Origin of the sequence: Frigoribacterium sp. CFBP 13707 (assembly GCF_014842245.1) — a bacterium.
GTDB classification, from domain to species: Bacteria; Actinomycetota; Actinomycetes; order Actinomycetales; family Microbacteriaceae; genus Frigoribacterium; species Frigoribacterium endophyticum.
This window is the reverse complement of sequence record NZ_JACYVL010000010.1, coordinates 1-23,171: the sequence shown is the minus strand read 5'-3', so window position 1 is coordinate 23,171 and position 23,171 is coordinate 1. Positions and strand designations below refer to the sequence as shown.

General features: G+C 64.7%; 24 protein-coding genes. 9 read left to right on the top strand and 15 right to left on the bottom strand.

Annotated elements, in window-relative coordinates:
• Positions 1-36 precede the first annotated feature (36 nt).
• Both IFT45_RS13760 and mobC read right to left on the bottom strand, forming a co-directional pair.
• Positions 37-1,704 (bottom strand): relaxase/mobilization nuclease domain-containing protein, encoded by a 1,668-nt coding sequence (locus tag IFT45_RS13760; protein WP_192043177.1) that lies wholly within the window; start codon positions 1,702-1,704, stop codon positions 37-39.
• Positions 1,701-2,096 carry a plasmid mobilization relaxosome protein MobC gene (gene mobC / locus IFT45_RS13755; RefSeq protein ID WP_197982464.1) on the bottom strand — a complete coding sequence of 132 codons (396 nt, stop codon included), beginning with the start codon at positions 2,094-2,096 and terminating at the stop codon, positions 1,701-1,703. The genes IFT45_RS13760 and mobC overlap by 4 nt, the downstream gene beginning before the upstream one ends.
• 909 nt (positions 2,097-3,005) lie before the next feature.
• On the opposite strand from mobC, the gene IFT45_RS13750 reads away from it, so the two are divergent.
• Entirely contained in the window at positions 3,006-3,251 is a 246-nt protein-coding gene (locus IFT45_RS13750; RefSeq protein WP_192128906.1) for a glutaredoxin family protein, read from the top strand.
• Positions 3,252-3,477: 226 nt separating this feature from the next.
• Positions 3,478-3,729, top strand: a complete 252-nt coding sequence (locus IFT45_RS13745; protein WP_192128819.1) for a hypothetical protein — start codon at positions 3,478-3,480, stop codon at positions 3,727-3,729.
• Between the two features lie 28 nt (positions 3,730-3,757).
• Here IFT45_RS13745 and IFT45_RS13740 read toward each other — a convergent pair whose 3' ends face one another.
• The 3 genes from IFT45_RS13740 to IFT45_RS13730 are packed head-to-tail and all read right to left on the bottom strand — an operon-like array spanning position 3,758 to position 5,417.
• A complete protein-coding gene (locus IFT45_RS13740; protein ID WP_192128817.1) occupies positions 3,758-4,336 on the bottom strand; it encodes a recombinase family protein in 579 nt (192 codons plus the stop codon).
• 2 nt (positions 4,337-4,338) lie between these two features.
• Entirely contained in the window at positions 4,339-5,172 is an 834-nt protein-coding gene (locus IFT45_RS13735; protein WP_192128815.1) for a Fic family protein, read from the bottom strand.
• The gene (locus IFT45_RS13730) at positions 5,172-5,417 is read right to left on the bottom strand and encodes a hypothetical protein (protein ID WP_192128813.1); all 246 of its coding nucleotides are present in this window, start codon (positions 5,415-5,417) and stop codon (positions 5,172-5,174) included. Before IFT45_RS13730 ends, IFT45_RS13735 begins: the two co-directional genes overlap by 1 nt.
• A gap of 256 nt (positions 5,418-5,673) precedes the next feature.
• On the opposite strand from IFT45_RS13730, the gene IFT45_RS13725 reads away from it, so the two are divergent.
• Both IFT45_RS13725 and IFT45_RS13720 read left to right on the top strand, forming a co-directional pair.
• A complete protein-coding gene (locus IFT45_RS13725; RefSeq protein WP_192128811.1) occupies positions 5,674-6,258 on the top strand; it encodes a GntR family transcriptional regulator in 585 nt (194 codons plus the stop codon).
• Positions 6,259-6,863: 605 nt separating this feature from the next.
• A complete protein-coding gene (locus IFT45_RS13720; RefSeq protein WP_206759076.1) occupies positions 6,864-9,776 on the top strand; it encodes an SIR2 family protein in 2,913 nt (970 codons plus the stop codon).
• Between the two features lie 108 nt (positions 9,777-9,884).
• On the opposite strand, the gene IFT45_RS13715 is transcribed toward IFT45_RS13720, so the two are convergent.
• The 7 genes from IFT45_RS13715 to IFT45_RS13685 form a co-directional block, all read right to left on the bottom strand.
• Complete coding sequence (locus IFT45_RS13715) at positions 9,885-10,565, bottom strand: RES domain-containing protein (RefSeq protein ID WP_192128807.1); 681 nt, start codon at positions 10,563-10,565, stop codon at positions 9,885-9,887.
• Positions 10,565-10,906: a hypothetical protein gene (locus IFT45_RS13710; protein WP_197982463.1), complete on the bottom strand. Its 342-nt coding sequence runs from the start codon at positions 10,904-10,906 to the stop codon at positions 10,565-10,567. The genes IFT45_RS13715 and IFT45_RS13710 overlap by 1 nt, the downstream gene beginning before the upstream one ends.
• Positions 10,907-11,052: 146 nt before the next feature.
• The gene (locus tag IFT45_RS13705) at positions 11,053-11,301 is read right to left on the bottom strand and encodes a hypothetical protein (protein ID WP_192128804.1); all 249 of its coding nucleotides are present in this window, start codon (positions 11,299-11,301) and stop codon (positions 11,053-11,055) included.
• 12 nt (positions 11,302-11,313) lie between these two features.
• Positions 11,314-11,469 carry a hypothetical protein gene (locus IFT45_RS13700; protein WP_192046933.1) on the bottom strand — a complete coding sequence of 52 codons (156 nt, stop codon included), beginning with the start codon at positions 11,467-11,469 and terminating at the stop codon, positions 11,314-11,316.
• Positions 11,466-11,726 carry a glutaredoxin-like protein NrdH gene (gene nrdH / locus IFT45_RS13695; protein ID WP_192128803.1) on the bottom strand — a complete coding sequence of 87 codons (261 nt, stop codon included), beginning with the start codon at positions 11,724-11,726 and terminating at the stop codon, positions 11,466-11,468. Before nrdH ends, IFT45_RS13700 begins: the two co-directional genes overlap by 4 nt.
• A gap of 92 nt (positions 11,727-11,818) precedes the next feature.
• Positions 11,819-12,025 carry a hypothetical protein gene (locus IFT45_RS13690; RefSeq protein WP_192128802.1) on the bottom strand — a complete coding sequence of 69 codons (207 nt, stop codon included), beginning with the start codon at positions 12,023-12,025 and terminating at the stop codon, positions 11,819-11,821.
• 1,108 nt (positions 12,026-13,133) lie between these two features.
• Complete coding sequence (locus IFT45_RS13685; RefSeq protein ID WP_192128801.1) at positions 13,134-17,318, bottom strand: DUF11 domain-containing protein; 4,185 nt, start codon at positions 17,316-17,318, stop codon at positions 13,134-13,136.
• A gap of 570 nt (positions 17,319-17,888) precedes the next feature.
• Between IFT45_RS13685 and IFT45_RS13680 the strand changes: the two genes are divergently transcribed.
• Positions 17,889-18,560, top strand: coding sequence for a DUF6226 family protein (locus tag IFT45_RS13680; protein WP_192128800.1), 672 nt, complete (start codon positions 17,889-17,891; stop codon positions 18,558-18,560).
• A gap of 213 nt (positions 18,561-18,773) precedes the next feature.
• Here the strand turns inward: IFT45_RS13680 and IFT45_RS13670 are convergent, their stop codons facing one another.
• On the bottom strand, positions 18,774-19,163 hold the full coding sequence (locus IFT45_RS13670; protein ID WP_192128797.1) for a hypothetical protein: 390 nt from the start codon (positions 19,161-19,163) through the stop codon (positions 18,774-18,776).
• A gap of 171 nt (positions 19,164-19,334) precedes the next feature.
• Here IFT45_RS13670 and IFT45_RS13665 point away from each other — a divergent pair, with 171 nt between their 5' ends.
• Together IFT45_RS13665 and IFT45_RS13660 are read left to right on the top strand one after the other, a co-directional pair.
• Positions 19,335-19,523: a hypothetical protein gene (locus tag IFT45_RS13665; RefSeq protein ID WP_192123762.1), complete on the top strand. Its 189-nt coding sequence runs from the start codon at positions 19,335-19,337 to the stop codon at positions 19,521-19,523.
• Between the two features lie 82 nt (positions 19,524-19,605).
• Complete coding sequence (locus tag IFT45_RS13660; RefSeq protein ID WP_192128795.1) at positions 19,606-19,869, top strand: hypothetical protein; 264 nt, start codon at positions 19,606-19,608, stop codon at positions 19,867-19,869.
• 457 nt (positions 19,870-20,326) lie between these two features.
• Here IFT45_RS13660 and IFT45_RS13655 read toward each other — a convergent pair whose 3' ends face one another.
• A complete protein-coding gene (locus tag IFT45_RS13655; RefSeq protein ID WP_192128793.1) occupies positions 20,327-21,121 on the bottom strand; it encodes a hypothetical protein in 795 nt (264 codons plus the stop codon).
• A complete protein-coding gene (locus IFT45_RS13650) occupies positions 21,118-21,696 on the bottom strand; it encodes a sigma-70 family RNA polymerase sigma factor (RefSeq protein WP_197982462.1) in 579 nt (192 codons plus the stop codon). The genes IFT45_RS13655 and IFT45_RS13650 overlap by 4 nt, the downstream gene beginning before the upstream one ends.
• 220 nt (positions 21,697-21,916) lie before the next feature.
• Between IFT45_RS13650 and IFT45_RS13645 the strand changes: the two genes are divergently transcribed.
• Positions 21,917-22,393 carry a hypothetical protein gene (locus IFT45_RS13645; protein ID WP_192128788.1) on the top strand — a complete coding sequence of 159 codons (477 nt, stop codon included), beginning with the start codon at positions 21,917-21,919 and terminating at the stop codon, positions 22,391-22,393.
• Between the two features lie 524 nt (positions 22,394-22,917).
• The coding region (locus IFT45_RS13640) for a hypothetical protein (protein ID WP_197982461.1) at positions 22,918-23,171 on the top strand (254 nt) is incomplete at its 3' end.

Sequence of the window (23,171 nt, the reverse complement as noted above, 5' to 3'; positions counted from 1 at the left end):
ACATCAGTCATCGTGTTCCCCTATCTCTCACGGTTTCTATCGGTCTCGGTCGTCACGCTCAGGGCGGACGGTTGGTGTCACCGGCTTGGCCGGTTCGATCCGGTTCGGCAGTGGGTTCAAGGGGCGTCCGGCGGCTGCGCCGTTTTGCGCTTCGATGACTCGATGGGCAGCTTCTGCGGCCGGGTCAAGCGTGGCCGTCGACGTCGCTGCACGCTTGGGAGCCTGCTTCGGTGCCTTCGGGATCTCGGGCAGTCGTGCACGCACGCTGTCGAGTTTCGCGCCGACCGCGTCGGCGATCTGTGTCGCCTGGCGGGCGTCCTGGATCGCCGTGTGCGACTCGTAGAGGGCGCGCGTGGTGGCAATGAGCTGGCGGAACAGGATGGCCTCGGCCATCGTTCCCTTCCCGCCCTTGGTCGCCATGAGCAGCAGCATCGCGGCGCCCGAGGCGGAGGCCATGCCGGCGGGCTTGGGCTTCACCTGGTGCTTGCGGAGCTGAGCGCTGCGCGCAAGCACACGGGACGCGTCCGCCAGCGGTCCCGGGGTGTCCTCAACACGCTCGGACCATGCCGCGAATGCTGCACTGGTCTCCTTGGCGATGATGGCCCACGTGGCGCGGTCCTCGCGGGGAACGTCGCCCAGCTGCTTGCGGAGGCGACCGATGTCGGCGGTGTAGTCCTGCCACATCTCCGGTGTCGGTTCGCGCATCTCGATACCGGGGCTGACGGGCTTGTACCGGACTGGGTTCCGCCATGTGGCCTGCCACTCGGCGGCACCCTCGGACGCTGCCTCGGGGCTGTCAGTCCATCCCTCGCGGAGGCGCTGCAGTGTGAGGTCACGAGCAAGCCGGCCGCCGCCGTGCCAGACGATCGGCTCGCCCTTCTGAGGGCGGATCGCGACGGAGTACCCGGCCACGACGTCGTCACGGCCAGCGGCGAAGCGGGGCTTGGCGACGATGCCCATCTGGTGCAGCCGGCGAACGAACTCGCCCTCGGTTTGCGCAGCTCCCGCGGCTGCACGGACACCCCGCTCGAGGCGGTGCGCCTTGACCTCCGACGCGCCGGAGCGCTCGGCTATCTGACGCTCTGCGGGCTTCTCACCACGCTCAGCCGAGGCCGACAGCCGTGACGTCGTGAGCTGCAGTCCGTACTTGACCTCGAGCTCCCGGGCGACATCCTGCGACCGCTGACGGTCGCGGTGCACGCTGACCTTCGTTCCGTCCTCGCGGACGAGAGACACCGCGATGTGCACGTGGTCGTTACCGTTCTTCGACAGTCCGTGACGCACGGCAACCCACCGCGCCGGAGAGCGCCCGGAGGTCGTCTCGGTGAACTCCATCGCATCGACAAAGTCGGTGGCGATGGCGTTCCACTTCTCGTCGGACACCTGCCCCTCTTCGGCCGCGAGCGAAAGGGAGCAGTGCCACACGTGCGCATCGATACGCTCCTTGTGCACGTCACCGGTCTCCGGGTCGGTGATGCTCTTGAGCTGGGTGACCTCGGTCCCGTAGACGCGGTGCGGCTCGTCAAGGTCGCGGGCGATCGCGAGGGCGGTTGCCTGGTCGAGGACGTCGTCGCCGTACATCGTCATGATGGCCGGGTCACCCGCGACGAGGTGCTGATCCTCGTGCTCGTTGGTGCGCCCCTCGCCGGCGAGGTAGACCATCAGGCCGCCCATGCGCCCACCGCGGGTGATGTTCGGCATCATGAGCCAGACAGCTCCTCGATGGCGGCGCTGATCCGCGGGACAAGCGCGCGGTACTCCTCCACGATGGCGCGCGCGTCGGCGGGGAACTGCTTCTCCTCGTTCGCAAAGCGAGCGACCTGGTTGACGTTGTTCGCAACGTTGGCCAGGAGCCGGCGCACGGCAAACAGTTCCGCGATCGCAGCCTTGCGATCGGTGTCGGTCTCGATGTGCGCACTCATAGCGGTCTCGACCATGAGGCGCGGAACGGTCACGCTCCGAGCGACAGCGCGGGCGATGAGCTGAACGTCCTCCTCGCGCGTCACCTTCACGGTGTAGCGCTTCTGACGGGGACCGTCTTCCGCGTTCGCGCGGCGCTGACGGCCGAACAACTGACGCTCGTTCGGTTCCGACATGACCCACCCCCAGCCCAGCGCAGCAACCCCGCATCTCCGGGGCTTCATACGACAAGTATGCCGCCAAGAACGCACCGCGTCCAGAGGCCAAGCGATTTAGGTCACCTAAACCTATAGCTTGCTCCGCAGGGCACCACCCCAGCGGAGCCACCGGTGACGTGGGGATGCGTCAGAACGGTGCGGGGCGAGAGGCGAGCCTCGAAACGCCGTGCACCAGTACGGTGGTTCTCATGAGCGATGCAACTGTGAGCCCGGATCAGGCAGCGGAGGCGGCGCGCCGACTCCTCGAAGCGAACGTGAACGAGCGCGTCAAGGCTGTGCGCGACCTCGCGGAAGCGGCGAACGAGGCGGAGGCGAGCGAGCGCGCTGCAGCCGAGGCACGTGACCGTCACACGCGGGCGTGGGACGCCGCTCTCAAGGCCGGCTGGTCCGACAAGGACCTCCGCCAGACGGGCGCACGTGCGCCCGGTCCCGCGGCACCCAAGCGCCGTCCACGACGAGCGGCGACGAGTCCCGAAGGGTAAATCGAGCAGGGATGAGCCGTCGGCTCTGACCACACAGGAAGGCCCCGTCGAGTGCAGCTCGACGGGGCCTTCCTACGTTCGCTGGAGTGCACGGCTCTACAGCCAGAGCACCGCTGCGCGGGAGCCGCAAACGGCAGGGAGGAGCCGGCAAAGCCGGCCGAGGATCGTTCTTTTGCCGTGAAGCCTTCGGCAGCGTACGGACGCTCCGGCTCCGTGCAAGCGGCAAGCCGCCGGCGCGGGGAACAAGTTCGGGACGCGGTCGCTGCGCTCCCTTATTTCGCCCCGAACTTCTTCCCCACCCCGCCACAGAGGGTTGCACTCCACCTCCACGTCCTACCGGCGACAAGTCGCCTTCACGGCAAAACAACGAGAGGGAGTGGATCTGATGGAGCAGCACACAGTGGTTCTGAACGGGAAGCCAGGTTGCGGTCCGTGCGTGGCGGTCAAGGCGGCGCTCGAGCGTGCCGGGATCGAGTACGTCTACGTGGACGTGACGACATCCCCGGAAGGGTTGGAGCGCGTGCGGGAGCTGGGCTACCAGCACACTCCGGTGATCGAAACGAGCGACGATCACTGGACAGACTTCCGTCCCGACAAGTTGGCCGCCCTGGCCAAGGGGCTGGGCTCGTGAGCGCGTCGACAAAGCCGATGCTGATGCTTGAGGCACCGCGTCGTCAGAAGACGTTCATGGGACTCCTGACCCCGACACAGGCAGCACGGTCGATCGGTGTCAGTGTGCCTGAGCTCGACGCGATGCGCGTCGCCGGCGACGGCCCGGCAGCGTTCGCCCTGACGAGTCGAGTGGTGCGGTACGCACCGACCGAGGTCGCGGCGTGGAAGGCGTCACAGGTGTCGTCATGACGCTGACCAACACAGCGGCGCCGGTGCCCTACTCACTGGATCGCGATCCGATCTTCGACGTCAAAGTGTGGGAGCTGACAGAGCGCGAGCGCGTGATCTACGAGCTCGGCTTCCACACCGGCTTCGCGGCACGTCAGCGCGAGGTCGACCAACTGAACCACGAGTCCGACCGGCTCTACATCGCCGCGTTCGACCACCGGAGCTGCGCCTGCTGGCGCGGCCGCCGGCACAACGTCATCTGGCGGTAAACGCCAGGGACCACGCTGCCAGGGCGGACTAGCTCGCTTGGGCCAATGGGGCGGAAGGCGCTTTGTCCAGTGCCCTGCGGATTGAGGATGCCCCGACCTGCAGGGTCGCAGCGATCGTGTCCCAGGTCGCTCCGTCCGCGCGCATCCGTCGCGCCACAGCGATTCGCTCTGGCGTCATCACGGTTGGGCGCCCGCCGCGGCGCCCTCGTGCGGCCGCGGCGGCGAGGCCGGCGCGGGTGCGGTCGGAGATGATGCGGCCATTCATTTGCGCGAAGGCGGCGCAGATGTGGAAGAACAGCTCCCCGCCTGCGGTCGTGGTGTCGAACGGCTCTGTCAGGGAGCGGAACTCCACTCCTCTGTCGGCGAGCTCGCCCACGATCGTGACGACGTCGGTCATCGACCGGCCGAGGCGGTCCGTGGAGTACACCAGCAAGACGTCGCCTTCCCGGAGGTACTGCAGGCACTCCGTAAGCCCCGGTCGAGCTGCGTTCTTTCCGGTGAGCTTGTCGCTGAAGATTCGCTCGGCTCCGGCCGTGCGGAGGGAGTCGATCTGGGAGTGCAGGTTTTGGTCCTGGGTGGACACCCGTGTGTAGCCGATGACAGCCATGCTTACCTCCCGTACCCGTTCTGTTGGCCTGGTCCCGTAGCGCCCCGCCCGGGCCGGTAGTCGGAGAGTTGAGCGGCGCCAGCGCCCGCACCACTCCCCCGCCCTGGCGGGTTTGAGTAGTAGGTCTTATAGAGGTCCGCGAGCTTCTGCAGCTCCGGGCTCAGGCTCGGTGCGGCCGTCTCGGCCGGGCGCCGCCCGATTGTGATGGCCTTGAACACGTCGACGAGCTCTTCAGGATGCACCGCGAGGTAGCCACGGTCGGGACCGGAGAAGTGGGATCGCTGGTTCCAGACCTCGGCGGAAACAGCTGAGTAGTCCAACTCGAACGGCGACTGTTCGGCGACGTGCTCGAGGAACATCTTTCCCGTGCGCCCGTTGCCCTCCCGGAAGGGATGGGCCTGGTTGATGTTCGCGTAGACAGTCGCCATGTTCACCGCGAACGCGTCCCGAGAAACCTCAGCCCACTCCACAGCCTGGATGGTCTTATGCGCCTCGGCGAAGTAATGCGGGATCTGCTTCGGATCAGCGAATGAATGGTCGGCCTTAGTCATCCCGAACGGCCGCACTCTCCCCGCCCAGTTCGGGTAGAGGTGCTCAAAGAGCTCCTTGTTTAGCTGCTTCGCGTGCTCGAGATCGAAGGTCCGCTCGATCGGCACGCGTCCTGCGGCGATCTCTTCACGGACGAAGCCGGCGAGCTTGTACTCGAGCCGCTGCAGCTGCCCTGCGTCGCGAATGTTCTCGGTGTTGCGCATGACCCGCCGGGACGGCGGCTGGGCCACCGGATAGAGGGTGCTCTCGAAGTCGGGAAACGACTCGTCGAAGGAATCGGCTGCCACTAGCCGGCGGCGCGGATGTGCTGACGAGAGTCCTCGACCTCGGCGAACGCGGCACGCATGTACTCGGCCTTCGAGATCCGGCCGGAGGCGTAGCCAAGCATCAGCTCGACATCGGGCCGGTTCGGCTCCCACCCCTCGTGAGCGTCGCTCCCGAAGTTGCTGACCACGCGACGACGGATCGCCTCGTCCACACCGACGAAAAGGTCGGGGTAGAGCTCGGACACGTTTACACCAGCTGCAGTCATGAGACCCCCCTAATCTGTCGGCCAAGTCTACCAAATCGCGTCAAAAAGGGCTAGGCCGAGGTTTCGGTGGTTTTGATTTCGGTCACGGGTTTCGAGCAGGTCGCCGCGCCGAAAACGCAGGCAGCAGCCAGCGCGCCCCAGATCAGTTCAGAAACGATCGTTTTCGGCCCCTAGCTCAGGCCCGCCACTCGAGCAACATCTCGAAATACAGACTTGTCGCTGGTATACCAGACGCCTAATGTGGCAGACTCTGGCCATGCCGATTCCTACCGCACCCCCCGAGACCGGTCCTCGTCGCCTCCTCCGCGACATCGCGTTCGAGAAGATGCTCGCCGCGATCGTCGACGGCACTCTCGAGCCCGGTGAGCGCCTGAACGATGAGGAGCTCGTGAAGTGGTTAGGCGTCTCTCGGACTCCCGTCCGGGAAGCGATCGCGCAACTGCACACCTACGGCCTGGTGGAGATCGAAGCGAACCGGTACACCCGGGTCTCAGCCCGCGACGACGTGGTCTACGCAGAAGCGGCCCAGTTCCTTGCCGGCCTGCACACCCTGGCTCGCGAGTGGGGCACCCACAACCTCGACACGACAACCCAGAAGAATCTCGCCAAGTCGCTGAAGACAGTCACCAAGCAGCTCAAAGCTCGTGACCTCGCGGGCCCGGGCGCATTGCTTGATCTTCAAGGCGAGCTCGCTAGGGCGTCCGGCAATGCGCTGTTCGTTGGGACCGAGGAGCCCTTGCGCATTCGCGTGAACTTCCTTCGGCCGCGAGACGCTGAGGCCTACGACTGGGACGCACTCGTCGCCGTAGCCGACGAACTAGCAGCGGCAATCAACGACTAGTCGACGACGTTCCTTAGGCAACATACAGACACACTGCACGCCGCCGCTCGGACCGGCCAGGCTCCAGGCCTCTCGAATTGAGGTTTCTGATTTTTCAGCTTTGTCGCGGAAGTTGTGGGCTCCGAATGTTCGCTCGTTTTCTCAGGACCGGATTCGTCGCCGTACCCGGAGGAAGCGGCGGCCCCCAAGAGAGCAGGCTGCTTGTCTGGGCACTGTGCGCGAGCCGTGTTCTGACCGTTGCGCGCACTGCAACCGCGGCGGGATATGCCGCTCGCGCCAGTCGACCCTTCGAGCGTGAGTCCCAGCCCGGGGTTCCAGGTACCTCACTGCCTTCTGGTTGATCTCGTTCCGCCAGTAGTTAATGTCGACCATTCAGGCTGGTCCCTGGGACCACAATGCGCTTGCAGCAAGAGCAGAAGCCTTGCTCTAAGTTCGACACCACGCACTAGACAACCGATGGGGGAACCTTGGACCGACTATTTGCTGATGCTCTAGCCGCAAACAACCTCGTGATAGTTGTCGGGTCAGGCGCGACGGCCGCAGCCACTGAGGGCCGCGCTCCAACTGCGACCTGGAAAGGCTTCCTGGAGTCGGGGATTAGTCGTGTGCAGGCTGCGGGCAGTGACGAGCGATGGGCAACGCTCCAGAGAGACAGCCTTGCTTACGGATTTCAAGAGAAGCGGTCTGACGAGCTGCTGTCGGCAGCAGGGAACATCAGCAGCCGCATTGCGGAGCTGGGAGAACAAGGCCTGTCAAACTGGTTGCGAGACGACATAGGCCATTTGACGGCCACTAACCATGCTTGGTCCGAGGCGCTGTCCGCGCTTCCTTTTCCCCTATTGACAACCAACTACGACACCCTGCTCGACGAAGAGCGAGGCTCGGCGGTTTGGACAAACTCACCAGACGTGCAAGCGGCCCTAGCAGGCTTGAGCCGAAAGGTCGTGCATCTGCACGGGATTTGGGATCAAGCCGAGACAGCAATTATCTCGGGGGCCGACTATCAGCGCCTCCTTAGCAGCGAGACAGCTCAGCACCTTCAGAAGGCTGCCTCGTCACTTAAGTCACTTGTCTACGTCGGTTACGGCGCCGGGCTTGATGACCCCAATTTTGATCAGCTGATTAAGTGGCACCGGAGGAAATTCGTCCCTTCTGCCGTCCCACACTTCCGCCTCTGCCTAAACAAGGATCTCGCCACCCTGCAGGCCCTTCATGCAGGTGACCACATCCACCCTGTTGCATACGGCGACACTTACGACGAGCTACCCAAGTTTCTCGAGAAGTTGCATCCCACCCCTGGAACGGTGGCCATATCAAAGGCCGGCATTGTTCAGGACCTCGTCAGCGAGTCGCAGAGCACCTTTTCTAGCCAGCTCATTGGTGACTCGATAATTCGGGAGACGCTCCAGGGAGACGATGAACTTAGCCTGGACGACGTCGTGCTTCCACCGGTCTTGCTGCCAGTTCCCCACGCGCAGTACATAAAGAGTCGAAGGGTCTCGAAAGACTCACCCAAGATAAAGCGCCTCGATCCACACGAGGAGGCCCATGGGCACGACGTGGTCATAGTTGTAGGCGACGAAAACAGTGGCCTGACCACAGCCGTGAAGTGGCTCGCCCTTGAAGCTGCGCGCTATGTCGGTGGGGCCGCGCCTCTCTATGTCTCATTCCGATCCTGCCGCCCCTCAGGGACGCCCTTGCATGATCAGCTCGTAATTGCCTCGCGCAATGTGGGCCTAACGGGCAAACGGGACAAGACTTTGCCTGACCACGTCCTTGCCCTCGATGACTTCTCGATCTACGTGCCAAAGATCTCGGACCGAGTTCTGTCGGAGCTAGCTCGGAACGAAGCCGTTTCGACCATCATTGGCTGCGTTCAAGGAGCCGAAGACGAACTAGTCGAACGACTGCGAGCAGTTGGCCTCACCGCCACCGTTCGCTACCTCGGCCGGCTCTCATCCGTCGACGTTCGCAAGATGGCACAAATGGCGTCTCCTGGGCACTACGCGGAGCTGGCCAAGCAAGTCCTGGAGGTCATCCAATCCGAGAATCTGCAGAAGACCCCGTACACGATCGCCTTGCTGCTCGCCGTACTCATCCGCAGCGGAGTTGTGACACCAGCAGCGTCGCAAACCTCCATCCTGGACGACTACGTTGGCCTGATCCTCGGTCGAGGCGATCCTCATGATGATGCCCGGCTTGGGCTCGATCAAACGGGTCGTGAGGCCATTCTTGGCCGCCTTGCTCAAGCTCTCGTGGCCGCTCGAGCCGGCGGACTTCCAGAATCCGATGTCGTGCGCGTGATGCAGGACACATTTGACCGACTTGGGTGGGGTGAGCGCCCGTCAGACGTCCTCAGCAGCTTTCTAGATCGAGGAATTCTTCGGCATGACGGCAAACATATCTCGTTCTACCGGTCTAGCTATCTCCACCTGTTCATAGCCAAGCGTGCCATCGTCGCTCCTGAGTTTCTCGAGGAACTGCTTCTCGAGCCGCTCTTTTTCGCAGCCGCAATCACGGACTATGCCGCCCTCTTCCGCCATGACGCGCGACTCATCAGGAAGCTGGCAGAGCTTCTAGATGACGACGAATGGGTGGCTCAGCCAGGGGGGGTCTTCGATTCCATCGAGCCAGAGGCGCCAAATCTCGAGGAACTGGTCCCGGTACAGACGGACGACACTTCGCCCGTTGACGTCGACAAAAGAGAGCCTCTCAAGGATGACACCACAACCGTGGACATTTATTTCGACTCTCTCGACGACGATGACCGCCCTCCTTTCCCTATCGCCGACGAAAGCGACATGACCCCTGTTTTCAGGCTCATGCGGACGCTCGAGCTCGTCTCCAACACCCTTCGAGATTCTGATCAGGTGGAAGACCTACCTCTAAAGCAGGCAGCGCTTACGGAGGTTCTTAATCATTGGGGCATTTTCATGAGCCTCATGAGCACAGACTCATCGCTGAAGGATTTTGTGAGTCAGATGCTGGCCGAGACCTCGGACCTGTCATCGAAGTCACCCAAGGTCGCTGAAGAAATGACGCAGGAATGGGTTCGCTTGTTTCCAGCCTTGGTCTCGGCGGGAGGTATCGCTTCAGGGCTGGCGTCTAGACGACTCACAGTTGCTCTCGATCGAGCAGTAGCCGACAAGACGATTTTCCGCTCAGAGCAGACGGTTATTGCTGCCGCCTTTTTCATCATTGCTCTTCAAGATGAGGGCTGGATCGCACGCTTGTCAGACTTGCTCAAGGAGCAGGGCAACATTTGGGTAATCCGAAATTTCTTGTTATTCCTGTGCCTTGGACCTTTCATTGAAGACACGGTCTCGCAGCACGATGAGGACACTTTGCTCGAATTGTGCCTCGATCTTGCGCAGAGGGCCTACACCTACCGAGATGCCCGAGACAGATCTCAACACCGTGACTCGATCAGGCGCTCCTATCTTCAAAACCGACTACAGGCCCGCGGGGAGAGGCGATCACGGGAAGCCATAGGGGATGACGAAGCGGACGAAGGATGATTTGACGCGGATAAGACTCCATGTGTCTGGCCACGGTCAGCCCCTGAACGGCGGCGCCGGCCCTCGAGCACGGTGATGGAGTTAGTCGCGGTGGAGGCCGAAGAGCTCTCAGATCGCGTCGACGTCGTCCCCGAACGCCTCAACAGGGCCGTCTGTGATGTCACGGAGCCGGCTGCTCGTTTCGCCGTCTCCGGAGCGTTCGAAGAGGGCCCAGAGTTCGTAGTCGACGCCGTGTCGGGACAAGAAGCGAATTCCGTCGAGGGTCGGGGTGTGGCTGTATATGTGGCGTCCGACCTGCTGGGTGAGCTGCCGGGGTGCGCTCATCAAGAGAGTCGAGGCGTCGAAGTCGGCCAGGTGGAACTGGTCGCGGCTGAGGTCGTGGAAGCTCAGCCAGAGGACGGCGATGCTCTGCGAGGCCAAGACGTCGCAGAACACGCCGTCGGCCGCGGCTGTGGCGACGCGTCGGCGGGAGAACCAGCTTTCGGGGATGAGGCCCGCGTCGGCGCTGGGATGCAGGGACCGATCGGCTTCGTCCTCCTCGATCCCGTCTAAGCCCGCCGCGACCGCGGGCGATGGACGGAACGGTGCGAGGACCTCGACAAGACATGCCCGCAAGGTCGTGCCGGCGTACAAGGTTCGGTAGGAGCCGTCGGGGGAATCCCACCGGCCGGTGAAGCGGCCCTGGTAGGCGTACGCCCAATCAGTCCAGTTCCAGGGTGTAGGCGCGTAGCCGACCCGCCACAGCACCGCCGGCGCAGGAGGTGTCGACAGGCTCGGATGGGAGTCCATTAGCCGACGGCGGCGAAGGACCGCGCTGCAGCCAGAACGCGAGGTCCAGCAATGTCGAGGTCGTCGTCGCGGAGCATCCGTGCTGGGGAGTCATCCTCCAGCTGCGGGTTCATCCCCTGGAACCAGGACTGAATGACCCGGGCATCGTCGCGTTCGGCGAGCAGACCGGCGACCTGGAACGTCAGGCGAAGCCGGCGCTCCACGGCCGCCGAGGGGTGCCTTTGTCCTTCGGCCCACTGCCGAACAGCCCTGGTTTCCCCCACGGATCCGACGTAGGCCACGAGCTTCGCCCCGAGAAGTTCGCGCAGCGCCGTCACCAGTTCCGCGGTGCTCGAGCGCATCGCTGTTTCGTAGGCCGGGAGACCGGGGGTCAGAAGACTCATATCCGAAGCCTAGCCGAAATCACTGCAAATCCCACCCAGGATTCCATCAAGAACTACCACCGGAAGCGTATTGGTCTCAATGGCTGGTTTTCTTGGACTTGCGTCTAGCGGCGGGTGCGTCCGGGGTGGTTGAAGGCCTTGTCGTAGAGGCGGTCGGCTTCGTGGTTGAGCTGGGCGACTTCGGCGTCGCGGGAGGCGTAGCCGGCCATGAAGCCTGCTTCGTAGATGCGGCGTTCGACGTCGGTCAGCTCCCAGGGATTGACCTCTTCCTCGGGCTCATCGAGAGGTGCGGGTGCGTCGTCGTCAGTGAGGGGCGGGGGCACCTCCTCCTCGGCCCAGGTGTCGTAATCCATGGGGCCTCCTGGCTAGTCGTTGTTGCCGAGGCCCTGCAGGTGGGTGTCGTCGTCGTACTTGTCGCCGTCCGCGGGGTCGTAGGTGGCGTCATAGATGAACCGCCCGTGCTCATCGCGAACGGGTCCGGCGCTCTCGGCTGCGGGCTGGGGGTTGGTGGTGTCGCTCATGGGGTGACTCCTTCGTTCTCGGTGGCGCCACCCTTGGCGACGCGGTCGATGTGGTCGGGCCGGTATCCGGTCCAGTGGTCGTGCTCGGAGACGACGACCACGGGGGCTCCGAGGTAGCCGAGCTCGCCCTTGACGTAGGCGAGGGCGTTGTCGTTCGTGGTGACGTCGACGACCTGGTACTCGAGACCTTTGGCGTCAAGGCTTCGGTACGTGGCGGTGCACTGCACGCAGTTGGGTTTGCTGTAGACGGTGATCATGCGTTCCGGCCCCCTCGGGCGCTTGTCTTCTTAGCTGTCTAGTCCCCGCAACTGGCCCTCCACAACTGAAAGAGCCGGCGCGAGGTGTGGGGTTAGTAACTGGGCCCGAAGGCTTTTCTCCAGCAGGCGGGGTGGATGCCGGAGCGGATGAGCTCGCGCTCGTCGGCGGGACGGTCGGGCATGGCATCCTGGATGAGTGTGCCGTTCTGCCAGGCGCCGGCTTCGTCGGTGGTGAGGTTGATGGTGCTGGCCTGGTGGCAAAACATGCACGCCGTCGTGACGTGGGTCGTGGTGGTCATGTGCTTCTCGCTCTCTCCTCGTTTTTTTGCCGTGAAGGCGGTTTCATCGCCTTGCGACCGGAGGGAGGCGTGCAACCCGAAGGGCGGCAGGGGGAGAGAAGTCCGGCGCGAAATAAGGGAGCGCAGCGACCGCGTGCCGCACTTGTCGGAGGAGCCGGCGGCGTAGCCGCTTGAACGGGTCCTGGAGGTTGCTACGAGGGAGCGACAGCGACCGAGCCGCCGAAGGCTTCACGGCAAAACAACGGCCCGTCAGGGCCACACAGTGCCGGCGCGAAGCGACGGCTCTACTGGGAGCGGCAGCGGCCTGTGATGAAGCACGCATTCAAAGCCGGCGCGCTGGCGTGACGGGGTGTTGTTCCCCCGGGCTGTAGGGAGCCCGGGGGAACGTGTGCGGGACCGCGTGGTCGGCCGGGGCCGCGCGGGATCGAGACCTCAAGGACCCTCATGCGCGGCTACGCCATCTACGAATACCCCGGCGGCCGCGTCCTCCACCGCGAACACCACGGCCCCGCAGCCGCGTCGGTGTATCGCACCTTGGAAGAGACCCGCCCGCCCGAGGCACGCCTAGTCGGAGTCATCCTTTACTTCTTGGAGGTGCTGTGCTCTCGCTCGTCGTCGTCCCCGTAGCTCTCGTCACGGTGGTCGCCCTGCTCGGGATGGCCGTCCTCGGGACGGCCAGGGCAAGTCCTACCCAGAAGCGCCAGGACGCTGAGGCAAGAGGGCGTCGGCAGGCCCGTGCAACTCCAGGCAAGACAGGTGACGCAACCGCGAACACCGCTTGGACCGCGGGGTCTCGAGACGACGAGGCGGTCCGCTAGCCCATCCCTTATCGGGCATTCGCTACAAGCGAGCCGGGTCATGCATCATCAACGCTTGCGGGGTGTTAGGGCATAGGGAAAGGCGGGGTCGCCCTGAACCGTGAACGACCCCGCCTTGTGCGTCAGGAACCACCCTGACTCTGTTCCGACCCGACGCGGAACAGCCTCTCGACTACGGATAAACCCGAGCTGGAGTTATCGCGGCTCTGTGTCCGTGTCGCATCGTTCCTCCTTCGAGGAAGTCTGGGGCGGGAGCAGAGCCCCGGGAGGTTCTGCTCCCGCCGTGATTGTCAGCCCGCGATCCGTCGCCGACGAACGGCCGGGATGAGGAGTGCGCCGAGCAGGATCAGTCCTCCTCCGAGCCCGAGGAGCCCGAGGAGCCCGTCCGTGCCGGTGAAGGCCAGCACCGTCGGTGCGGTGACGGTGACACGCGCCGTCGATGGGTCAGACACAGTTAGCTCCCCCGACGTCGTCGTCACTGCAGGTACGCCAGACACGACCGCCGTGTTGGACACTGAGCCGGCCCTGACGTCGGATGCGGTCGTCTGGTACTGCGCGGTGCAGACCAGGGTCGCCCCGGGGGCCAACGTCGCGGTGCCTGCGTTGCAGACCACGGGGCCGAGCTGGCCCGAGCCGGTGAACTGGCCTTCGACGATGGCGATGTCGCGCTGGGTGACGTTGCCGGTGTTGGTCGCGGTGAAGGTGTACGTGATGACCTGGCCGGCCCCGGTGACGGACGCCTTGTCAGCGGTCTTCACGATCGTGAGCGACGGTGCCGGCGCGGTCGGGACGGTGACCGTTGAGGGTGCCGACGGGGCGGTCGGGTCACCGGCAGGTGTGGTGCCCGTGACGGTGGCGGTGTTCGTCAGGGCGCCGGAGTCGACGTCGGCTTGGGTGACTACGTAGGTCGCGGTGTAGGTCGCGACCTCACCGGGCAGCAGGACCACTTCCCCCTCGGGACCTGTGACTGGAGACAGTTCCCCGGTGCCGGAGAACTCTGTGTCGTCGATCGCGGGGTCGGTGATGGTGGTGTTCCCGGTGTTGGTGACGAGGAACGAGTACGTCACCGTCTGTCCAGCCTGGGTGAGGGTCGTCACGTCGGCGGTCTTGTCCACGGTCACCGCGGGTGCTTCTTCGACGGGGACGATCGCGCTGGACGGTGTGGACGTCAGCGGCGTGTTCGGCTCGTTGGCGTTCCGGAACACCGGGGTGCCGGTGGCGGTGGCGGTGTTCGTGACCTCGCCGGCGTCGACGTCGGCCTGGGTCAGGACGTACGTCGCGGTGAACGTCGCCGTCTCGCCCGGAGCGAGGGTCGCCACGGCCGCCGGAGCGAGCGGTGACAGGGTGCCCGTTCCGGAGAACTCGCCCTCGTCGATCGTGACATCCGTCAGGGTCACGTTGCCCGTGTTCTGTGCCACGAACGAGTAGGTGACCTCGGTTCCTGCCGCGAACTCGTCCTGGGTGATGTCGGCGCTCTTGACGACGCTGATGCCAGGGGTGGCGTTCGTCGGTGTGTCCACGGTGGAGGGCGGTGCAGGCGGGAACGGGTCCCCGCCAGGGGTCGTCCCGGTCGCGGTCGCGGTGTTCGTCAATGCACCCGAGTCCACGTCGGCCTGGGTCACGATGTAGGTCGCCGTGAACGTCGCCGACTGGCCCGGGGCCAGGGACACCGGTGCCGGGGTGAAGGCCGACAGGTCGCCGGTTCCGGAGAAGTCGCCCTCAACCGGGGTGACGTCGCTGGCGGTGACGTTGCCGGTGTTGGTGACCACGAAGGAGTACGTGACCGTCTGACCGGCCTCGGTGATCTCTGTCGTGTCCGAGGTCTTCGACACAGTGAGGGCCGGTGCCGGGGTCACGGGGATCTCGACGGTGGATTCGGGGGTCGTGGGAACGGGGTCGCCGCCGGGGGTGGTGCCGGTGGCCGTTGCTGTGTTCGACAGCGTTCCCGAGTCGATGTCGGCCTGGGTGACGACGTAGGTCGCCGTGAACGTCGCCGACGCGTTCGGGGCCAAGGACGCGACCGTTGTGGGCGTGATGGGGCCGAGGTCGCCGGTGCCGCTGAAGGCGCCCTCGACGGGGCTGACGTCGCCGATCGTGACGGTGCCGGTGTTCGTCACCTGGAACGAGTACGTGACCGTCTGACCGGCCGCCGTGATCTCGGTGATGTCGGCGGACTTGACCACCGTCAGGGCAGGGCCCGGGACGACGGGGATGGTGACGGCCGAGCCGGGGGGCGTCGGGAACGGGTCCCCGCCGGGGGTCGTGCCCGTCGTGGTCGCGGTGTTCGTCAGGGCGCCCGAGTCGACGTCGGCCTGGGTCACGACATAGGTCGCCGTGAACGTAGCCGAACCGCCAGGAGCGAGTGATGCCACCTGGCCCGGGGTGATGGCCCCGAGGTTGCCGGTGCCGGAGAAGTCGCCCTCGACCGGGGCGACGTCGCTGGCGGTGACGTTTCCGGTGTTGGTGACCACGAAGGAGTACGTGACCGTCTGACCGGCCTCGGCGATCTCGGTGGTGTCGGCAGTCTTGTCGACCGTCAGGGCCGGGGCCGGCGTGGCAGGGACGGTGACCGTCGATCCGGGGGGCGTCGGGAAGGGGTCCCCGCCGGGAGTGGTACCGGTTGCCGTCGCGGTGTTCGACAGAGTGCCCGAGTCGATGTCGGCCTGGGTCACGACGTAGGTGGCGGTGAAGCTCGAGGACGCACCGGGTGCCAGGGAAGCAACCGTCGTCGGGGTGATGAGGCCGAGGTCTCCGGTGCCGGAGAAATCGCCCTCGACGGGGGTGACGTCGGTGGCGGTGACGGTTCCGGTGTTGGTGACGACGAAGGTGTACGTGACCGTTTGGCCCGCCTCGGTGATCTCCGCCGTGTTCGCAGTCTTTGCCACTCGCAGAGCAGGTCCCGGGGTGACGGGGATGGTCACGGACGACGGGGGCGAAGTGACGGGGTCGCCGGTGGGGGGTGTTCCGGTGGCCGTGGCCGTGTTCGAGGTGGAGCCGCGGTCCACGTCCGCCTGGGTGAGTGTGTACGTGGCAGTGAAGGTAGCGGTCTCACCGACGGCGAGGCTCGCAACCGAGGCGGGGGTGATCGCTCCGAGGGTTCCGGAGCCGGTGAAGCCGGTGTCGGTGACGGTGACGTTCGAAAGGGCACTGCCGCCGGTGTTCTCGGCGAGGAAGGTGTACGTGATGGTCTGGCCGGCGGTGTACTGCTCCGGAGCGGAAGGCGCCGCGCTCTTCGTCAGGGTCAGCTCGGAGACGGTGTGCACGGTGCAGGAGGTGTCTCCGGCGACGCATTCGCCGGGCGGTGCGGTGCCGGTGTCGACGACGTAGTTGGACATGACACGGTCACCGGTAGCGGGGTCGTCGACGGTAACGGTGTACGTGAGGGTGGTCTGGCCGCCGACCGGGATGACCCCGGAGATGCGGAAGCTGCCATCGCTGACCGGACCGAGAGTCAGAGGCGTGCCAGAAGTCACAGCCGGGGCCGTGGTGATGGTGGCGTCGTCGAGGACGGCAGTGAGGTCGTCGGTCTTGTCGACTTCGGCCGGAGCCGTGCCATCGGTGTTGGAGAGAACGACGGTGTAGGTCACGGTCTGACCCGGTAGCAGCGCGGTGCCGGACTCGGGGGTGGCGGTCTTGTTGACGGTGAGGTTCGAGCAGAGGCCGCTGTCCTGGGCTGATGTCGCGCCATAGAACCCGAGGCCCGTCGCGGCAAGATTCGTGGTCGGGATTGCTGCGGTGGAAGCAGCCGTGGGGAGGGCACCCACTTCGTAGAGACCTCCACCCGAACCGGCGAGGTAGATGGCGCCGCCGCTTTGAGCTGCACCGAATGCCTGGGGCACGGTCCCGATCTGCGTCACCGTTCCGTCGGGGCTGAACCGGAACAGTGCACTGCTGTTCGCAGGCGTCCCGCTGTCGATGCTGGCCACAGCAAGTACGTCACCGTCGGCGAGAGTGAGGAAGTCACCACCCGAGGAAAAACCAACGGGAAAAGCGGCCTGGTAGATCGTCGACACGCCAGTCTCAGGATCCAACTCGTAAACAGCGCGGTCGCCCGAGGCACCCATGAGAAGGTTGCCATTGTTTAGGGCGCTGAGGGCGTTCACGGAGACAAAGGGCAGAGCGCCCGTGATGGGAATGGAGCCCGTCTCGGCTCCAGTCGCAGTGTCAATTGTGTACAAGGTCCCGGGGCGGCTGAAGTTCACACCGTAGAGCGTCAATCCATCGCTCGAGAAGGCAATATCTCCGTAGTCCCTGAAGAGCTGGGTCGATCGGATAAGCGTCCCATCCACCGAATACTCGTAAAGATCTCTAGTTCCACCACCGGTGTTGACGAAGATCGTCCCGGGCGGGCACGTCACCGCGGCGCGAGCGCTCTGCGGGAAAACGGCTCCCGTGACGGCAGTGAGCATGCCGACGAGAAGCGTCAGCAGGGCAATGAAGGACAGACTCCTGAACAACGGCCGGCGGCCGTCCATCGTGAGTGTCTCTTGGACGGTTCGGACGTGCATCTGATCCCCGATCTGGATTGCGGTCTAGGCGCTCCTGAGAGCGCGTGCACCACTGACATCCCAGCCCAGTACTGGTCGGCCGTGGTCAGGCCCCGGCTGGTTCCCCACCTCTGATCCAGATGGAGACCCAGGCCTCGAAGGCACCCGTAGACAACGCCTGTCGCCCCCCGTACTGCCTCTGCGCGCCACCCAATCAGTTCGCTGACAGCACGACAAGTACCCCAATTCGGGGGCTTGACAAACGGGTTCAACAGGGAGTATCAAGGCATTTCCGCGCCAACCCAGGCCTTACGCGCTTTTTCGAAGCGGGACGGAGCCAGCTCGCGAACAGCAAATATTTCTACAACGTTGCGCTAAACGGATAAGGGCTCGTTTTCAGGCTTAAGACCGACCTCGGCGAACAGGGCACTCAGTCGACAGGCCACGGAGTTGTCAGCCATGCCGGGACGCTACACCCGGACTCGCACCGGGCCGCCCCCTGATCGATCCCCAAATGGGACGGGCTGTGACCACCGTCTGTGCCGCTAAGTTCGGGGCATGGAGCTTCACGACGTCGTTGCGCACGTCCGTCGACGATTCAAGGCAGGGTCCGCAGCCGACGTGAGGTGGAGCAACCCGCACGAGAATCGAGATGCTGCCCCCGAGGAGTACTCCCGGGTCAGCGATCCATCGAGATACCGCCTCGTCGGCGCACGAGCTACAGCCTGGATCGAGACGCTGACAGAGCTTCAGCTCGCTCGAGCAGAGAAGGTCACCGCTCCCTCATGGGTTCACGGACCGGCCGATGCCCGGGCAGTCCTGCTGACTCCCGAAGGGGATGCAGCACTGTCGATCCTGGTGGTACTTGGCGCGATGGAAGGTGTCGAAGACGCCGTGATAGCTATCGGGGTAGGGACACCTCCGGTGTCGATCGGGATGCAGCCTGACTGCGGCTGCGACGCATGCGATTTCGGCAGCGACGACCTTGTCACCTCAATCGACGAGATGTTCATCGCCGTCATGGACGGCAATCTCATCTACGCCGAAGACAAGGACTGGACCCTGACCGTGGGGGTCAACGGATGGTCTGCTCAAGGCAGCGAAGACTTCGGTGAGCTCGTTGCTCGAGCCCAGTCAGGAGCGAGCGTCGGCCGCCGGATGATTACCGGCTCAGCCTGGCTTCCGCAAAAATGCCCGCAGGCTCAAACAGCCCAACCACCGATCGGCTAACTGGCGCTCCAACACCCGCTGTCAAATCCAGGGGCCACATTCACGGAGCTGTCTCGAGAGTCTCGGCGGTAAGCAGCGCGCGGGCCCCGACGATCTCGACGGCGAGAAGTCGACCCGCTGAGTCGAAGTCGAGCACGATGTCTCCCCTGACGACCAGTAGCCGATCCCCCTATCGGGCACCTGCAGCCACGTGGGCCAGGAGGACGACTGGAGTCAGAACCAGCGGAAGAGCAGCTGTTCGAGAACGTTCTTCGCTACTCCAACTGGCCCACTGACCGGTTCGCCGGTGTCCTTGCCAACGGCCCGCAACAATGCGGCCTGCGCGTCGGCGTATTCCTCGGCCTCCTCCTCGGTGAACTGATCGGGGGCGGCACTTCTGCTCGCGCTCAGCGTCTCCAGCTGCTTGAGGCTGTACCTGTAGCCAACGGGCTGGGGAGCGGACTCGATCATCTGCTGAAGCTCGAGATCGGATCGGCGCCCCCCAGGATCGGCAGCAGCACGAACCAGATCCGTCAGACCCCTGAGGCTCGCCTCCGATCCGCCCGATCTGACCTGAACTCGGCGCGCACGGCTGCACAAGTCGTACATCAATCCCTCATCCATCAAGCCCCCTTCGATGCAGCTGAGCCTGGATGACCGAGCGCCCGAGGGGACGAGGAAAAAGGCAGCCCAGCTGGCCACAAGACCGGACGAGCCCGCAAGCCGATCCCCTATCGGGCGGCGAACGCGAACGCGCGGCCAAGCCGTTGACAGCCCTGCACTACGGTTCAAATCATGGAGACTGTTCCGCTCGTCATCACCATCATCGGCGCTCTCGTCGTCGTGGCGGGTTTCGCCTACGCCTTCAACCTCAGGAAACGAGGAAGGGTCCAAGTAGGGAGCCGCCCCTTCCTCACCATGACGATCATGATCGGATTGGGGACCGGAATTCTCGTAGCTGGCGTCGGCGCCGCCCTGAGCTGACTCGCAAGCGCCCAAGCCGATGGTCGATGCCTTATCGGGACGTTATTCGATGCCGGATCACGTCGTGGGGCATGCTCGTCCTATGAGCAACGAAGAAGGACTGCCGCAGGCTCGCCCCGTCGACGCAACTGCAGTGACTGAGCGCCCGACGCCGTGGCTGCCGGCAAGAACCGTCCTCCTCAACCTCGTCTTGATCTCCGTCGGCGGTGGGCTTTTCTGGTTCCTCATCGACCGCATGCAAGCGCCCATGTGGGTCGCCTTCGTCGCCTACGCCGCCATCTTCACAGCCGGATCACTCGCCATGCGCTTCATTCGGAACGCCCGGGCCGATCGCGTTCATAAGTGACGTTGGTGGCCGAGCGACGCGATCCGGTGAGCGATCGTCTATCGGGCACCCTTGGTCAGGGCCAACGCAGTACTAGACGTAACGCCGCCAGCATCAACTGCCCAAATCGCAGAAGAACTTTTCTGCGGAGTGGCGCTGCTCGCTCTAGCTCTCGGGCCGTCGGCCTCACGAACAGGGCATGAGGCACGCTGTTCCAACACTTCTCTCGAGCAGGGACCTGCTGCCCGTGGTCCTCTTCGTATTGGCACTCCCCACAGGCCGCCGGCCCCTCAAAGGCTGAACCCCGGTGCTCTTCCCATGGGTGTTCGCAGTCCGGGCACAGCGTCTCTCGAAGCCGCCGCCGCACGGCACGGCCGGAAGCGCCTGCGGGATTGCTCATAGAGCGAGTATGCAGCTCTTGCGATCCGCCCTGAAGCCGATCGGCTATCGGGACACCATGTTTGCTACAGTCGCACGCTTATTCAGCGGGCGGCACCGGGGATGCGGTTTCCACCGAGTCGAGATCATCGATGAGGCCTTGATCCAGGGGCACGTCAGGCAGCGTCTCCGCTGGCGGTGTCGCGACTCCGATGACCGTGACGCCGTCAGTTCGGTAGATGTTGATCGGTCCAGTCATTTCCTCGCCGTAAGCGTCATCCCAAAGCGCCCAACCTTGCTCTCCACTGTCCGTGGCATATGGGACGAGGTCCGGGTGGCCGTTCCGGTTCTCGATGCCGTAGGTCTGACCTCGTGCGTTGACCTCCCACTTGGACGTGGCCGTGGAGGCGTATTGAAGTGCAACTCGCCACTTCGTCTCTGGAGACGCATCGACTCTGAAGTCGGAGGAGCCCTTCGCCGGTAGCTGGCCGTCAATGACGTGCATCGTGCCGGTCGGGCTTTGAGAGCAGTGGATGGCGCTGGCTGTGCTCCCGTCTCCGGTGGGAACCTGCACTACGCCGCTGTCGGAGAGGCAAGTAATGTCGGCGATGACTGCGCCAGCGGTCGAAGGTGCTTGGCCGATGTCGACCACAGCAGGGCCGGTGTGCGTGGCGGTCGTCGTGTCGCCAAGGGCCGCGGTCACGGTCGATCCAGGCGCACCCGCGACGAAGAGCGCTGCCGCGGTGGTCGCAACGGCGATCGCGCCCGCCCCGAGCGCGGCCCGTGCCAGGCGTGTCCGCCGCTGCCTGCGCTGTAAGACGCTGTGCTTGGTTCCGATGGCGGCGAGCTCGGCCCGGATTGCGGCGGAGGTGTCGGGTCGCATGTCGATGTTCACGAGAGAACGCCTTCCTGTGCCGGGCTTGTCGAGGGGTTGAGATCATGCAGGTCGACGCGGAGGCGTTGCCGAATCCGGTGAAGCCGCACCCGAGCCGTCGACGGCTTGAGGCCCAGGGACTGTGCGGCCTGCCAGACGGGCACGTCCTCGAGACTCGTCAACACGAGCAGTGCGGCATCTCCCAAGGACAGTCCTCGCAGTGAGGCCCGCAGCCTGTCCGTCAATTCGATGTCCTCGAGATCCTTCTGAGGCACCTGCTCATCCTGTCGCGGTAAACGGGCCAGCAAGGCCCGGTATCTCGCGGCTGCACGGCGATTGTTCCGCCCAAGGTTCACGGTCGTGACAAGTAGCCAGGGCAGGAGAGAGTCCGCGACAAGAGTGACGCTGCGTCGCTTCCGCCAGAGCTCGTAGAACACCGCTGCAGTGACGTCGTCCGCGTCGTGATGCTTGTCCACCAGAGTCAGTGCCCGCCGGTAGACACGAGCCCTGTGTCGATCGAAGAGTGCAGCGAAAGCCGCCCCCTCGTCGCGTTGAGCCCGGGCCCAGAGGGGGCCGTCGTCCTGATCGTTGTTCACACTCAAGAGTGTCCGGCCAGGGCCACCGCGTTTCAAAGCACCTGAACCGACCCGCGGCCGGCCCATAGCGGGATCGTCTATCGGACACTGACGCCCCCTTCCCCGAGCCGCTGATCGTGCTGCGTAGCTCGTCTCCTCAGGAGAGTCGGCGCACCTGGTCGGGGGGGGGATGCCCATGCCCGGGTGCAAGCCCTAGCCTCATGGGGAAGGGGGAGTCCTCATGAGCGTTGACGTTGAGCGTCCGGTACGCGCGCCGCGGTCGGATGCCCGTGTCTTGGTCGGGACAGGGGCAGCGGTCGGCGCGGGCTGTGCGCTGCTGCTACCCATCGTGTGGATCGTCGTGTGGGCTGCCTTCGCCGGACTCGACGGCGCCGGGATCGCGGGATGGCTCGTCATCGCGCTCGTCTACGCAGTTCCTGCTGCCGTGGTCTTCGCCCTCATCGGAGCGGTTGCCGGACTCGTCAGCGCGTCGCTATGGCGGCAGCGCCCCCGCTGGGGCAGATCGAGAAGCCAGACATTAGCGGTGTTGGCCACAGCAGCAGTTGTCGGCATCTCAGCAGGCCTGGCTCTGGGCCTCTTCTTCGGTGATCCCCTTTCGGGTGCCATCGTCGGACTCGTTGCCGCATCAGGTGCCGGCCTCACAGCGGCATTGAGCTTGCGCCGACTGGCACGACGAGAGGCGCCGCCCGTTCGGTAGCCGATCGTCTAAGGGGACGGGGGTGGTTTGAACTGGTCGAAAGACTCCGCCGGGCGCGGCGCACGCCGGCCCGAGGGTTCAAACCCTGGCTCCGCCACTGTCTTCGTTAGAACGAGACCAGCAATTACGCGCAGCAGCAGCGCACACAGCAGCCCTATTAGCCCGACCGCAAAAGCAATGGGCGCAAGAGTTCCGGTCACGATTGCGGCCACCTCCGACCCGGGAGGGAAGCAACCCCCTCCGTCCGTATCGCAGATCACCGACGTAGTCCCGTAGGCACCCGACTGACCACCGTGCGTGAGGACGAGAGAGAGAACCGCGAGCACAATCAGCCCCAACGAGCCAAGCCAGAGGGCCGCCTCCCACGAACGATTCATGCCCAGACACTACGGCCCCTTGGTCTCGCGACGACGAACACTGAGCGATCCCCTACCGGGCGGTGGTCGGCCGTGCATCTGCCCACACCAGGCCCTCCGTGCGGAATCAGCACCAAGATGTCCTGCTCTGCATCTACCGTCAACAAGGTGACCACCTCTGACGCGGAGCCATCAGCCGACGCCCCCGAGAGCTTCCCCTCCGGCTGGGTACTGATCGGCGAGCGACGCAGGTGGTGGGCGCCCCTGGCCGGCGCCGGAGTACTCACGTTCGTCTTCTTCGGCATCTACGGCGCCGGCACATTCGGGTCATTCTTCGAGGACGTCGCCCCCTGGCCCAGCAGCCTCCTCCTGGGCGCCCTGACCGCAGGCGTTCTCGTGGTCGCGGCCACGCTCATCCGGAA

Bases quoted from the DNA above. Each gene is read 5' to 3' on its own strand.
- IFT45_RS13760 (WP_192043177.1), bottom strand. From the start codon at position 1,704: ATGATGCCGAACATCACCCGCGGTGGGCGCATGGGCGGCCTGATGGTC.
- mobC (WP_197982464.1), bottom strand. From the start codon at position 2,096: ATGTCGGAACCGAACGAGCGTCAGTTGTTCGGCCGTCAGCGCCGCGCG.
- IFT45_RS13750 (WP_192128906.1), top strand. From the start codon at position 3,006: ATGGAGCAGCACACAGTGGTTCTGAACGGGAAGCCAGGTTGCGGTCCG.
- IFT45_RS13745 (WP_192128819.1), top strand. From the start codon at position 3,478: ATGACGCTGACCAACACAGCGGCGCCGGTGCCCTACTCACTGGATCGC.
- IFT45_RS13740 (WP_192128817.1), bottom strand. From the start codon at position 4,336: ATGGCTGTCATCGGCTACACACGGGTGTCCACCCAGGACCAAAACCTG.
- IFT45_RS13730 (WP_192128813.1), bottom strand. From the start codon at position 5,417: ATGACTGCAGCTGGTGTAAACGTGTCCGAGCTCTACCCCGACCTTTTC.
- IFT45_RS13725 (WP_192128811.1), top strand. From the start codon at position 5,674: ATGCCGATTCCTACCGCACCCCCCGAGACCGGTCCTCGTCGCCTCCTC.
- IFT45_RS13715 (WP_192128807.1), bottom strand. From the start codon at position 10,565: ATGGACTCCCATCCGAGCCTGTCGACACCTCCTGCGCCGGCGGTGCTG.
- IFT45_RS13710 (WP_197982463.1), bottom strand. From the start codon at position 10,906: ATGCGCTCGAGCACCGCGGAACTGGTGACGGCGCTGCGCGAACTTCTC.
- IFT45_RS13705 (WP_192128804.1), bottom strand. From the start codon at position 11,301: ATGGATTACGACACCTGGGCCGAGGAGGAGGTGCCCCCGCCCCTCACT.
- IFT45_RS13700 (WP_192046933.1), bottom strand. From the start codon at position 11,469: ATGAGCGACACCACCAACCCCCAGCCCGCAGCCGAGAGCGCCGGACCC.
- nrdH (WP_192128803.1), bottom strand. From the start codon at position 11,726: ATGATCACCGTCTACAGCAAACCCAACTGCGTGCAGTGCACCGCCACG.
- IFT45_RS13690 (WP_192128802.1), bottom strand. From the start codon at position 12,025: ATGACCACCACGACCCACGTCACGACGGCGTGCATGTTTTGCCACCAG.
- IFT45_RS13685 (WP_192128801.1), bottom strand. From the start codon at position 17,318: ATGGACGGCCGCCGGCCGTTGTTCAGGAGTCTGTCCTTCATTGCCCTG.
- IFT45_RS13680 (WP_192128800.1), top strand. From the start codon at position 17,889: ATGGAGCTTCACGACGTCGTTGCGCACGTCCGTCGACGATTCAAGGCA.
- IFT45_RS13670 (WP_192128797.1), bottom strand. From the start codon at position 19,163: ATGGATGAGGGATTGATGTACGACTTGTGCAGCCGTGCGCGCCGAGTT.
- IFT45_RS13665 (WP_192123762.1), top strand. From the start codon at position 19,335: ATGGAGACTGTTCCGCTCGTCATCACCATCATCGGCGCTCTCGTCGTC.
- IFT45_RS13660 (WP_192128795.1), top strand. From the start codon at position 19,606: ATGAGCAACGAAGAAGGACTGCCGCAGGCTCGCCCCGTCGACGCAACT.
- IFT45_RS13645 (WP_192128788.1), top strand. From the start codon at position 21,917: ATGAGCGTTGACGTTGAGCGTCCGGTACGCGCGCCGCGGTCGGATGCC.